Origin of the sequence: Dyadobacter bucti, assembly GCF_005869225.1 — a bacterium.
GTDB classification, from domain to species: domain Bacteria; phylum Bacteroidota; class Bacteroidia; order Cytophagales; family Spirosomataceae; genus Dyadobacter; species Dyadobacter bucti.
Genome location: NZ_SWFP01000008.1, coordinates 345,014 through 358,353 on the forward strand (window position 1 = coordinate 345,014; position 13,340 = coordinate 358,353).

Annotated in this window: 9 protein-coding genes; 5 read left to right on the top strand and 4 right to left on the bottom strand. The window is 44.9% G+C overall.

Annotation, left to right across the window (positions count from 1 at the left end):
- Positions 1-103: 103 nt before the first annotated feature.
- Positions 104-682: a 5-formyltetrahydrofolate cyclo-ligase gene (locus tag FBF61_RS25465; RefSeq protein WP_138482663.1), complete on the top strand. Its 579-nt coding sequence runs from the start codon at positions 104-106 to the stop codon at positions 680-682.
- Between the two features lie 193 nt (positions 683-875).
- Positions 876-1,886 (top strand): aspartate-semialdehyde dehydrogenase, encoded by a 1,011-nt coding sequence (locus tag FBF61_RS25470; RefSeq protein WP_138482664.1) that lies wholly within the window; start codon positions 876-878, stop codon positions 1,884-1,886.
- Positions 1,887-1,934: 48 nt separating this feature from the next.
- Here the strand turns inward: FBF61_RS25470 and FBF61_RS25475 are convergent, their stop codons facing one another.
- Both FBF61_RS25475 and FBF61_RS25480 read right to left on the bottom strand, forming a co-directional pair.
- Positions 1,935-3,152: an NADH-quinone oxidoreductase subunit D gene (locus tag FBF61_RS25475; protein WP_138482666.1), complete on the bottom strand. Its 1,218-nt coding sequence runs from the start codon at positions 3,150-3,152 to the stop codon at positions 1,935-1,937.
- 5 nt (positions 3,153-3,157) lie between these two features.
- Positions 3,158-4,726: a glycoside hydrolase family 10-like protein gene (locus FBF61_RS25480; protein ID WP_229215214.1), complete on the bottom strand. Its 1,569-nt coding sequence runs from the start codon at positions 4,724-4,726 to the stop codon at positions 3,158-3,160.
- Positions 4,727-5,055: 329 nt separating this feature from the next.
- On the opposite strand from FBF61_RS25480, the gene FBF61_RS25485 reads away from it, so the two are divergent.
- Positions 5,056-6,870 (top strand): glycosyltransferase family protein, encoded by a 1,815-nt coding sequence (locus FBF61_RS25485; RefSeq protein WP_138482668.1) that lies wholly within the window; start codon positions 5,056-5,058, stop codon positions 6,868-6,870.
- A 55-nt stretch (positions 6,871-6,925) separates the two neighbouring features.
- Here the strand turns inward: FBF61_RS25485 and FBF61_RS35665 are convergent, their stop codons facing one another.
- Both FBF61_RS35665 and FBF61_RS25495 read right to left on the bottom strand, forming a co-directional pair.
- Positions 6,926-7,153: a PIN domain-containing protein gene (locus tag FBF61_RS35665; RefSeq protein WP_138482670.1), complete on the bottom strand. Its 228-nt coding sequence runs from the start codon at positions 7,151-7,153 to the stop codon at positions 6,926-6,928.
- Positions 7,154-7,324: 171 nt separating this feature from the next.
- Complete coding sequence (locus tag FBF61_RS25495) at positions 7,325-7,558, bottom strand: hypothetical protein (protein ID WP_138482672.1); 234 nt, start codon at positions 7,556-7,558, stop codon at positions 7,325-7,327.
- Positions 7,559-7,691: 133 nt separating this feature from the next.
- On the opposite strand from FBF61_RS25495, the gene prmA reads away from it, so the two are divergent.
- Both prmA and FBF61_RS25505 read left to right on the top strand, forming a co-directional pair.
- Positions 7,692-8,534 (top strand): 50S ribosomal protein L11 methyltransferase, encoded by an 843-nt coding sequence (gene prmA / locus FBF61_RS25500; protein WP_138482674.1) that lies wholly within the window; start codon positions 7,692-7,694, stop codon positions 8,532-8,534.
- 27 nt (positions 8,535-8,561) lie between these two features.
- Positions 8,562-13,238: a hypothetical protein gene (locus FBF61_RS25505; protein ID WP_138482676.1), complete on the top strand. Its 4,677-nt coding sequence runs from the start codon at positions 8,562-8,564 to the stop codon at positions 13,236-13,238.
- The last annotated feature ends 102 nt before the right edge of the window (positions 13,239-13,340 follow it).

The window sequence follows — 13,340 nt, forward strand, 5'->3', positions numbered from 1 at the left end:
GCCGGCAACTTTTTAGAGAATAAAGAACTGGTAATGAACACAACGGGATTTGATATAAAAAATATTTCATTTGATATAATGTATTGCAAACATGCATGCTGACATGGATAAATCTTCTCTCCGCCAGGAATATATAAGTAAAAGAAAGGCGCTCGAAGCCATCGACCTTGCGCAAAAAATGGCGGCAGTTTCCGCGAATGTCCGTAAATATCTGAAAGACAAAGAATTCAATATTTTACACACATTTTTGCCTCAGCGTAATTCCAAAGAGGTCGATACCTGGCCAATTATCGATATGGTCAGACGGGAATATCCTTCGGTTTCGATTGCTTCACCCTATATTATTCCGGGAACCAGGGAGATGGAACATTATCTGATTTCAGCTGAAACATCGCTGATCGAAAATCAATGGAAAATCCCCGAACCTGACCCTTTGACTTCTCAAAAAGTTGATCCTGAGCAGATTGATGCCATTTTTGTCCCACTGCTTGCTTTTGATTTGAAAGGATACAGAGTAGGATACGGCGGGGGATACTATGACCGGTTTTTAAAAAAATGCAGACCGGATGCCATTAAAATTGGTCTGTCTTTTTTTGATCCTGTTGAAAAAATTGAGGACAAAGATCAATATGACGTTCCGCTTGATATCTGTATCGCCCCTACAAAAATTCACCTGTTCTGACTATGCCCTTCTATTGTTCCGACACTCATTAATGTTCAGATTTGCCCTTAAATCCTGAATTTAAATACATTAAATGAGGCCCAAACACAATTCATTCTAAAATTCCTCGTAAATTTGCGGCACTTTTCAGAATCCTTTTTGGACAAGAAGAGTTGTAAGTTATATCATATCCATTTTTAATCTTAATGCAAGAATGAAAATCGCAGTAGTAGGCGCTACCGGTCTGGTGGGCGGCGAAATCCTCAAAGTGCTCGAAGAGCGTAATTTCCCGGTAACGGAATTATTAGCCGTTGCATCTGAAAGATCTGTTGGTAAGGAAGTTACATTCAAGGGTAAACAGATAAAGGTGATCGGATTTGAGGAAGCGATTGCAGCCAAACCTGAAATAGCGATATTCTCAGCAGGCGGCGGCACATCCCTTGAACTTGCCCCAAGATTTGCCGAAGCTGGTATTACCGTTATTGACAACTCTTCTGCATGGCGCATGGACCCGACCAAAAAACTGGTTGTTCCTGAAATTAATGCAGGTGAATTGACGAAAGAAGATAAGATCATTGCAAATCCAAACTGCTCAACTATTCAGATGGTGGTGGTTTTGAACCCTTTGCATAAGAAATATAAAATCAAACGCGTGGTTGTTTCAACCTACCAGTCTGTAACCGGAACTGGCAAGGCGGCAGTAGATCAGCTTTTCTCTGAGCGCGCAGGTGACCATAGCAAAGGCAATGTGTATCCGCATCAGATCGACCTAAACGTATTGCCGCATATCGACGTGTTCCTCGACAACGGTTATACCAAGGAAGAAATGAAAATGACGAACGAAACGAAGAAAATCATGGGCGACGACAGCATTGCTGTTACTGCCACAACCGTTCGTATTCCGACTATTGGCGGTCACTCTGAGGCAGTTAACATCGAATTCGAAAATGAATTTGATCTGGACGAAGTTCGCCGGATTTTGAGCGAAGCTGAAGGTGTGATTATCCAGGATGACCCGAAAAATGCTGTGTATCCAATGCCTTTGACAGCTCACGGAAAGGACGAAACGTTTGTTGGCCGTATCCGTCGCGACGAATCTCAGCCTAAAACACTGAACCTCTGGATCGTAGCTGACAATCTTCGTAAAGGAGCAGCAACCAATACTGTTCAGATTGCCGAATTTCTGGCAAAGCATGAACTCGTAGCAGTAGCTCAGGAAGCTTAATATTGATAAAAGTTTTGAGAAAGGAGCTGCCGGAAGGTGGCTCCTTTTTTAGCGGTCTACCTCGCCCATTACCACGTCGATAGACCCGATAATAGCGACCAGATCGGCCAATAATGCTCCTTTTGACATTTCACCAATCACTGACAGATTATTGAACGAACAGGCCCGGGCCTTGCAGCGAACCGGAATATCCGACCGCCCGTCAGTCCGGAAGAAGAAGCCGAGCTCGCCCTTCGGGTTTTCCGCACGAACGTAAAAATCCATCGCTTTCGGGCGGATCTTTTTGGGCACAACTGCCTGAGGATCAAAACCGCGGGTACGTTTATAGTCGCCGGTTAGCTGAACCAGACTTTGTTCAATCAGCTTCAAAGATTCCTGACATTCCACTACCCTGACCCAGGTACGGTCCCAGCAATCGCCGACGGTTCCCATTTTGCCTTCGCCTATCGGCACTTCAAAGTCGAGTTCGGGATATACCGAATAGCCGTCCACTTTCCTCAGATCATAGCGCAGCCCGGATCCCCTCAGCATAGGCCCCGTGCAGCCATAATTAATTGCGACGGGCATTGGAAGAACACCTACATTGGCCGTACGCTGAATAAATATTTTATTGTCGACCACCAGCTGTTGTAACTCGGCCAGTTTTGGTTTCAGGTATTGTATAAATTCCAGGCAACGTTCTTCAAAGCCAACCGGCAAATCATAGAATAACCCACCGATCCAGATGTAATTGTAAAGCATTCTGGCTCCGCAGGTCCATTCCAGCAAACGCAGTATCTGTTCGCGGTCACGCATCATCCATAAAAATGGAGTATAGGCTCCGATATCCATTGCATAAGTGCCTAATGCAACAAAATGGGAAGCCAGCCGGTTGAGCTCGGCAACCACTACCCGTATATATTCTATCCTTTTGGGAATATCATTCTCGATGCCCAACATACGTTCCACACCCATCACATACGCATGTTCCGAGTTCATAGCCGCAACGTAATCCATCCGGTCTACATAGGGTATGATTTGATTGAAAGGGAGTGCCTCGGCGTGCTTTTCAAAACAACGGTGCAGGTAGCCAAGGTGCGGCACTACATCGACGACCACTTCGCCGTCAGTAACTACTTCCAGCCGAAGAACACCGTGGGTAGACGGATGCTGCGGACCCATATTTAATACCATTTCTTCAGTACGAAGATTTTCGGAGTTGTATTTTGTGGGAACCGAAACGCTTAGATATTCTGGACGGTATTCGTACTGGATAGAATTGCTCATAGCATTTAAAATCTTACTAATTTCTGATCATGGACTTCAACGCGTAAAGGCCCTATTGGTCGCCCCTCGTTGTGCAGCCTGTCCACTGCCGTGACATAATAAACATACCTTTGTCCGCTTTCAGCATTGAGGTCTACAAAACGTTCCCCATCATAACACATACCGATAATACGCCGGGGATCATGGGCAGTAGCCTTTTCGTCGGCCGAAAAACGATAAATCACATAATACCACGCGCGCTCTCCATCCGCAGCTGGATCCGATTTTTCCCAAGTCAGTTCGATACCCCGTGACAGCAAAGTAGCTTTAAGGCTCTTAGGGGACAAAGGGGGGATTTTATCCTTCCACGGCATAGTCGGAACCAAAGCCGGATACCTGAAAAAATCCCTTCGCAGCGAATCCACAAAACCCAGGCTATTGGCCCGCAGCGACCTTGAACTAAAAAAAATGGAACCGTCTGTCTCGCTTTCCCTGGCATACCGGATCTGGTTTGGAATCTCGGAAGGATTGGCCCAGTGCGTATCTTTATCCTTATAACCCACTCGGTAAGCGCCGGTTCCGATATACAAATGCCGCCCGTTGCTATTTTCCACCCACCAGTCGACCAGGTTTTTATAAGGTACTTTTCCAAAACCCGATGAAAAATAGATCTGTGGCGCGATATAGTCCATCCAACCCTCCTTTACCCATTTGCGGCTGTCAGCAAAGAGGTCATCATAAGAAGCTAATGCTCCATAGGTATTTGAACCCTCGGGATCGGTACCTTTATTTCTCCAGACTCCAAAAGGGCTGATCCCAAATTTCAGTCTCGGGTTTACAGCTGTAAGTGCGTCATGGATCTGTTTGACCAGCAGATCGATATTATGTCTTCTCCAGTCAGCCTTTTTCGCATATCCAGCACCGTATTTCCTGAAGGTTTCATCGTCCTGAATAACCTGTCCGGGAGCGGCATACGGATAGAAGTAATCGTCAAAATGTATGCCGTCTATATCATAGTTTTTAGCAACGTTTACAGTTATATCTGTAATAAACTGACGCACCTCGGGAATACCAAAATTAAAAAGCTTATACCCGTCGTAGCTTAAAATCCATTCGGGATGTGTACGGCTGATGTTGTCGGAAGAAACACTGGTGGATGATTTGTGCACCAGCCGGTTCAGGTTGAGCCACGCATGAAATTCGAGCCCACGTCTGTGCGACTCATCGATCATGAAATCCAGAGGGTCCCATAATGGTTCCGGTTGTTTTCCCTGGCGGCCTGTCAGCCACTCCGACCAGGGCTCCGGGCTTTTAGCATAAAATGCATCTCCGGCCGCGCGAACTTGGACAAATACTGCATTCATGCCATTTTTTTTATGAAAATCAAGAAGCGATGTGAATTCTTCCTGTTGCTCGCCTGGTATGAGATTTTTACTGCTGGGCCAGTCAATGTTATCGACAGTAGCAATCCAAACAGCTCTGAATTCTCTCTTAGGAGGCAAAACGTCTTCGGTTTCTGCAGATTGCGCAATGCAACTTTCCATCAAAAACATCATGATCGTAAAGGAAAGCACAACTATTCTAATTTTTCTCACTATCTAACCAATGCAAAATGTTAATCCGATCAAAGTAACGTAATTTGGAACAAAGTTAGCCGAGAACCACCTTAATTTCATACAAACAGGGTTTGATTTGCAGTATTCAAGCTTATTTACCCGTTTGAAAGCATTCTTGGCATTGTTATATTTTGGTTCTGAAAATGCAGATAGTGCTTCAACACAGGCCAAATAAACATGCAACGGATTGTTGTAATTGTGAATAATTTTTCTGCATATTTATTGTGTAATTACAAGGATTTTTGTGATTTAAAACCAACCAAGGTTGTCGCCATTACCCTAATAAACGTTTAAACCTGTATCCCATATTGGAACCATTTGTCAAAACCACTAAGAAGAACGTCCTGTTTGAAATTGCATGGGAGGTTTGTAATCAAGTTGGAGGAATTTATACTGTAATCAGGACCAAAGTCCCGGCGATGGTTGAGAAGTGGGAAGACAACTACTTTTTACTTGGCCCATATTTCGAAAAGAAGGCATCGTCAGAATTTGAGATTATCACCGACCTGGACGACTCCCCGGCCGGACGGATCGTGAAGCGGATGCGTGAGATGGGTTACACCGTATACTATGGCTACTGGCTGGTGACCGGCAAGCCGCGCGTAGTGCTTTTTGACCTCGAAAGCATTGCAAAAGAACTGGATACAATAAAATTCAACCTGTGGGATCGCAGCCGGATTCCTACAATCAACGTTGAGCACCTGGTTAATCAGACGCTTTGTTTTGGTGAAATGGTACGGATTTTCTTGAAAGAATATGCCGAAGAAAATGCGAAGCGCGAAGAGATTTACGCTCAGTTTCACGAATGGATGGCAAGCAGCGGCCTGCCCGATCTAAAACGTGACAACGTCAAGATCGCCATGACATTCACTACCCATGCCACTATGCTGGGCCGCTATCTTGCGCAGAATGTCAGCGGGTTTTATAGCAAGCTTCCATTTTTCGACTGGGAACAGGAAGCCAAAAACTATGGTATTCTCGCCCAATGTTCCATAGAACGGCAGGCAGCCCTGAGTGCGCATGTACTGACCACTGTAAGCGACGTTACCGCCCGGGAGTGTGAAGTGTTTTTGGGTAGGATGCCCGACCTCGTTACGCCTAACGGCTTGAATGTAGTCCGTTTTCAGGCCGTACATGAGTTTCAAAATCTTCATTTAAAATATAAAGAGCGTATACACGAGTTTGTTCTGGGGCATTTCTTTCCCAGCTATTCTTTTGATCTGGATAAAACGCTCTACTTTTTTACCTCGGGCCGGTACGAATACAGTAACAAGGGTTACGATCTTACACTGGAAGCACTTGCACGTCTCAACTGGAAAATGGTCCAGGCCAATATGGACACAACGGTGGTGATGTTCATTGTTACAAAACAACCCTACTATTCCGTTAATCCCGACGTGTTGCAATCGCGGGCGGTTTTAAACGAGTTGCAGGAGACTTGCAGGGCCATTGAAAAAGAAGTAGGAGAAAAACTTTTCCTTGCAACCGCTTCCGGCGCAGACCATAAAATGCCCGACCTGAACAATTTTGTGGACGAATATTGGCGCCTCCGTTTGAGACGGACGATCCAAAGCTGGAAAACGGAAAAGCTTCCGGCATTTGTTACCCACGATCTGAAGGAAGAAGATGGTATCACCGATTTCTGCAAAAAAGCTAACCTGATCAATAATGAACGCGACAGGGTGAAAATCGTTTATCACCCCGATTTCATTTCGTCCACCAACCCGCTTTTTGGGCTTGATTACGGGCAGTTTGTCCGTGGCTGTCATTTGGGGGTGTTCCCGAGCTATTACGAACCATGGGGTTATACGCCGCTGGAATGCGTTGTTCGGGGTGTTCCTACAGTAACAAGCGACTTGTCAGGTTTCGGGGATTATATCATGCAGATTATGCGTGATTATGAAAACCGGGGAATCTACGTGATCAACAGAAAATCACAGAATTACTCTCAGGCTGCCGATCAGATGGCCGATATTTTGTTCAAATTCGTAAAAATGCAGCGCCGCGACCGCATTATGCAGCGCAACCGGGTCGAAAACATTTCTGACGTTTTTGACTGGATGAATCTGCGGTCTTATTACGATACAGCGCATGATCTCGCTGCGAAGAGGAGGAAGCCTTAATTATGAGTTTTTATATTGGAGAAGCCGGTTAGCGTTTGTTGGCCGGCTTTTGTTCTTAAAAATCTACAAGGCGGATTATTTCTTTATACAACTTAAAATTCTCGTCCACAGACATTATTGGAATTGACTCAACATAGGCAGTCGCGAGAAGGAGTCGATCAAAAGGATCTTTATGATTAGCCAGCAAGGGAATGGACCCGTATTTGGCAATATGGTCTGATTTTAAAGGTATTACCTCAAAACCATCCTCGGAAAGGATTTCATATAATTCACTTATGTCCAAAGGAAGTTAAGGAAGCTTTCCTATCTTTTGTTTGATCGCTATTTCCAAAATACTTATTTGAGAAACTGCTATCGGATTTGAAGTCAATAGTATCCTTACCTCCGCGGGCAATTTTGATGGAGATATAATAGCCCAAATAAGAATCTGAGTGTCGGCGAGATATTTTTGCATTTACATATAATCCTTTAGATCATCCAGTGGCTGGTTGAAATCATCAGGAATACTGTAGCCTTTATTTGCATGACTTCCTAGGACAACCCCCTTTTTTGGCGAATTAGGTTCAGTATGGGACTTCGTCGCCTCTTCCATAAACAATACAACAACCTCCGATTTCCTGGTGGTTGGCGGTGTCTCAGTAAATGTTAAAACACCATTTTCATAAATTCCCTTAATAGCTGTGTACATAATTAGCGCAATCGTGTTTAATCAAATCTAACAAAAATCTACATTAAGATTTGTCTTGCAAGCAAGTATATTTTCATCGTTTTGTTGATATGATTACCTTCACTTCCGATTAAATACACTCATAGCTTATAAAATGAATTACATAGAAGTTGAATTGAAACTTGAACCGGATTACTCGGAAATATTGATGGCGGAACTGGGAGAGGCGGGCTTTGAATCGTTTGTGGAAACGGACGAAGGGTTGCTAGCATATATCCCGGAAAATGATTTTGATGAAAATGAACTGAATAAACTGACAGCCAAATACCAGGATTTAACGGCAATAGCCGCAACCTGGAAATCGTTAGAAAGAAGGAACTGGAACGAGGAGTGGGAAAAAAGCTACGAACCGATCGAGGTGAGTAATCAGGTGAGGGTTCGAGCAACTTTTCATGAACCGGACCCGTCTTTTAAATACGATCTTCTGATCCAGCCGAAAATGTCGTTCGGTACCGGTCACCACGAAACTACCTGGCTGGTAATGAACGAACAACTCAGTCTTCCACATCAGGGTTTTTCAGTAATGGATGTCGGCTGCGGAACAGGAATTCTGGCGATTTTGGCCTCCAAGCTAGGTGCAACTCACATACTGGGATTTGATATCGATGAGTGGGCCGTGGAAAATACCCGGGAAAATTTTTCAATGAACAATCTGCCTTCCAAAACAGAGGTTTTCCAGGGAACGATTACCGAAGTTCAGAAAGGCCAGGTTTTTGACGGAATACTAGCCAACATCAACCGCAATATCCTGCTCGCCGAAATCCCGACTTACGTCTCGCACCTGAAAGATGGAGGATGGCTGGTAGTGAGTGGTTTTTATGAAACAGATCAGGTTGATATTGAACGTTGTGCAGAAGAAAATAACCTTAAAAAGATCAGGTCGAATACACGTAATCAATGGGCCTGCGTTGTATTTGAGAAATTGAATAATAGCTAGCTATTCAAAGCAAAAGTCAGCAAATCCATGAGAATCATACGTTTCGCTTTACTTTTATCCTTCATCATACTTCTTGGGAAAACTGCATCGGCTCAAAACCTGAAGTTATCAGACGATCCGGGCCAGTTTGTGGTGCAGCTTCGCAAGCTCATCGACGGAGGCCGGAACCCACAGTATGTCCGAGCAGCAGCTCAGCTGGACAGTATCTGGATGTCCTCGGTGAACACCTCCCAGCAGGCGAAATTTATCAGCATTGTAAAAACGCAGATACAGAAAGGACAAAAAGCGGGACCGGTTATGTTTCTGTTGATCAAAAATACGCACTCATTTGCAAAACAATCCCCTGAAAATCTGGATGGTTTTCTGGAACTGGCTGCCAGATCCGGTGAAAAGTATGATGGAAAAACATTGCAAAAAGTGCTGGAAACGGTCAGGACGATCACAGAAACCAATAAACTGTACGCTGCCAACTACAATTCCCTTTATTTACTAAGCGGCACTTATAAATATCGTTTTGATACAACCAATGCCCAGACAGCCAATACAGAAGCTGCAGTAGCGGCCGCCAATGACAGCTGGGACACCCCTGTCGATTCCAATTTTGTTGTTGCGCCAAAATCCAATCCGTTACCCATAGTTTCGGGTGCTTTGGTGGATCTGCAGAACGCTACGTTTGCTATGGTAGCGGCTGGCGACTCGGTAGTTTTCGGTCCTAGTAATGGCACAGTCTCATTGCAGAACGGAATTTTTGTGGGCAAAAACGGAAAATTTAGCTGGCAGGTAATCGGAGATTCGTCAATTTACGCGGATCTCGACACTTACTCTTTCAATATTTCGCAGCCGAAAATTGTGGCTGAAAATGTCACGTTCCACTATGACGAAAAACTGGCAGCACCTATTAAAGGAACGATGGAGTACCGGAGTGTAAAAAAAATAAAAGGCCAGTCGGCACCCTATCCACGGTTTATTTCCAATGGAATTGACGCCCGGTTGAAAGACACCAGAAAAAGCATTGATTATAAAGGCGGCTTTTCACTGATAGGAACAGCTATGTATAGTTCTTCACTCAGCGATCAGAATTCAACCGTGTCGGTGAAGTACAAGGATAAACCTGCATTTAAGGCACTTAGTAAGAAGTTCGCATTGAAAGATTCTGTGATTACTTCTGGTTTCGCAATATTTTCAATGCCTCTGGGAAGTGATTCGTTGTACCATCCCGGCGTTACTTTCTCTTACCATGACGATGAAGGGCTCGTAAAACTGGGCCGGGCCGATAAAACAGATTACGCGCCTCTGCCTTACCAGGATTCCTACCATAAAATGAATATCTGGTCTCAGGCTATGAGATGGAAATTTCCCAATGACAAAGTTGAATTTCTTCGCATAGACGGCAAGCAGGTCGTTCCGGTTAAGCTTGAATCTTTTGATTATTTCAAAAAAGAAAAATTCAAAGGTATCAGCCAGGAATATGGTTTTCAACCGCTTAATATGGCCGCCAACTATCAGCAAACCACCAAGAAATCAGCATTCCTTGCAGAAGAACTGGCCGCCAAATTCAAACAGAATCCGAAAATCGTAAGAAAAACACTGGAGCGCCTGACACTGGAAGATTATTTCATTTACAACAAAGCCACAGACGAATTTTCACTGGCAAAAAAAGGGATATTGTGGGTTTTGGCCAATCTGGATAAGGCAGATTACGATAATTTCCAGGTCGTTTCCCAATTTACAGCCAACGATGAGATTGCCAATGCGACCATCTACCTTCCGGATACCATGCTTACCGTTTTGGGGGTTGATCGTTTCGTGGTAAGCGATTCCCTGAAAATATATGCCGTTCCGGCGGATAAAAAGCTGGTGATCGGACGCAACAGGAGTTTCTCGCTGAACGGACAAATGGTGGCGTCTAACTACCAGTTTCGTGGCCAGAATGTAAAGTTTGACTATAATCAGTTCTTTGTGAACGTCCCGCCTTCGGATTCCATCACTTTTACACCGCGCGAAAAATTCGCCAAAGGTCAGAAAGGCGAAGTAGGCGGGCACGTGAAGTACGAAAAGGGCGGGACCTTCTATCTGAGTGACCCAAAGAATAAATCCGGGAATCAGAAAGGGATCAAAAAGTCGCCGCGACTGGTTGTCCCCGATGGTATGATCGTCTATTTCGATCAGCCCGAGCGCGGGACTGTTTTGTATCCCCGCGAGGTTTTTTTCAAAATCCCCAAAATCGATATGGACGGGCTGGACCAGCGCGATGTGATTTTTGAAGGAACTTTCAATTCAAACGGCATCCTCCCTCCTATTCAGACGATCCTGAAAAGCATGCCCGACAACTCACTGGGCTTTGAATACAAAGCTCCGCCGGTAGATATGAAATTGTATGAAGGCAAGGCTACGGCCAGATTTACCGATACGCTTACCATGGATAACAGTGGTCTGCATTCCAAAGCAATCCTGAAATACCAATCTGCTTCCATGACCGCCAAGAACATTCTGCTCACTTCCGATTCTCTGATGGCATCCGGGGATGTGGCCAGCATTAAGGAGGCAACGATCGGCAAGGGCTACTTTCCGGCAGTGGAATTGAAGGATTATGCGCTAAAATGGTATCCCAATGCAGACAGCATGTTTATTAATACGCAGGGCAAATCGTTCGCTTTTTATAAAGGAACAACAAATCTTGAGGGTAGCCTATTGCTTCGTTCCACAGGATTATATGGCAGCGGAAAACTGAAACGGGCGGATTCCGAGCTATCTTCCCCAGATATCAAATTTAACAAAGACGGCTTTCTGGCGAACCGGTCGCAGTTTTCTATCAACAGCGGCGATGCAAAATCCGGCAAAAAACTGCTGACAGGAAATAACGTAAATATCGATTTTAACTTCAAAACCGGCGTCGCCAATTTCCTGACCGACGAAACCGGTTTCGGCAGCGATTCCTCGGGTATGCAGATCCCGACGGCCTCTTACCAGACGCTGATCGGAAGTGCAAAATGGGATATGGTTAAAAAGACAATTTTAATGAAAGGTTTGGGAGAAACTTCGTCTTATACTTCCACCGACCCGGCCCAGGAAGGGTTGACTTTCAATGGTACGGAGGCAATATATGATATTGAAAAAGTTACCCTGAATGTAAAAGGCGTTCCAGGAATACAAACAGCAGATGTAACGATCATTCCCGACAAAGGAATGGTGAGTATCGACAGCAAAGGCCGGATCAGCCCGTTGAAAAAAGCGCGGATCGAGATAGACAGTTCTCACCGCATGCGTGACGCGGACATTCGTATAGATTCCCGTAACCACTTTGAAGGTTCCGCCACTTACCAGTACATTACAGCCAGAAAGGATACTTTTAATATCAAAATGCAGAATTTTGAATTGAAAGAATTGACCGAAATCCCTGCCGGAAAGCGCTCACGTGCGGAAAGCAAAACTCCGTCAGCAACTCCCAAATATTATACAACTGCCCGTGCAGACATCAAAGAAACGGATAACCTTACCCTTTCACCTCGCATACAATATAAAGGTGCGATTAATCTCATCGCATACGAGCCATCCCTGAAACTGGAAGGATTTGTAAAGCCTGTGATCAAATACCGGAAAGATTTCCAGAGTTCCTGGATCGTCTACAATGATTCGCCGGGCGAGTCTGTTGCTATAAAAGTAGACAAAGACCTTAAAAACGAACACGAAATACCGCTTTCCGTTGGTTTGCATCACAATGAAACGAGAGGCATGTATATGTCTTTCCTTTCGCCGAAAGAGTCTGAGGGTGACGAGGATATTTATACAGCACAGGGCGCATTGAACTATGATGAAGATGAAAAAGCATTCAAACTAACGCCCCCCCCAGGGGCCGACGGGTTGATAGACGAAGCCAATACTTTAAAATTTGACGACAAAACCGGCCTGGCAACATTCTCCGGTCCCCTAAAACTGACCGGCGCAAACTGGCTGCAATCCTCAGGGATAGCCGAGGTACAGGTCGATAGTTCCAGGTTTGCTTTCAATTCTCTCTTGCTGCTAAAACTACCGGCTCTCGATCCGATATTACCTCCACTCGCTGCCAAAATCATTGAGATCAACCTGGAAGAGCAGAACAGTACATCAGCAGACGAGGATCCCGATCAGCTCAACCAGAAAATATCCGCATTGATCGGCCCGAAAGCAACAGACAATTATATCAAGCTTTCTGCCGCCGGCTACAAACCTTTGTTTGACGCCTCTCCCCTGCTGGATGCCCAGCTGGCGCTTTCCAATGTAAATCTCAACTGGTCGGCTTCTCACGGGGCATACTATTCACAGGGGCCGATCGGTGTTTCACATTTGGGTAAAAGCAATATCAATGCTCAAATGGAGGGCGTGCTCGAAATCCGCCGCTCGATTGACGGCGACGAGTTCAGTCTTTATCTCGAGGCATCACCGGATGTCTGGTACTTTTTCGACTACAAATTAAATGAGCTCGGCGTGGTTTCGTCCATGGTTGATTTCAATGACCAGATAACGGCCAAAGCAAAAAATGTAAAGTCGAGGGATATGTCGCTCATCGGGCTTGGCACAGAAGAAAAAGATCTTTTTGTGAACCGCTTCGATGATTTCTACCAGCCTGCCATCAAAAAGGCCAAACTTGCTGCAAAAACCGCCAAGAAAAAAGTGGTGCCCGCAGCCCAAAAGAAGAAAAAAGAGGAACCAACAGAAGGGTTCTGATTTTCAGTGCTTTTGTCATTTTTTTGGTCATTTGCTAACCAAATGATAATTTTGTCTTCGCATTTTTGTTTGCAAAATCCTTCAACTATCGTATTTTTGAGA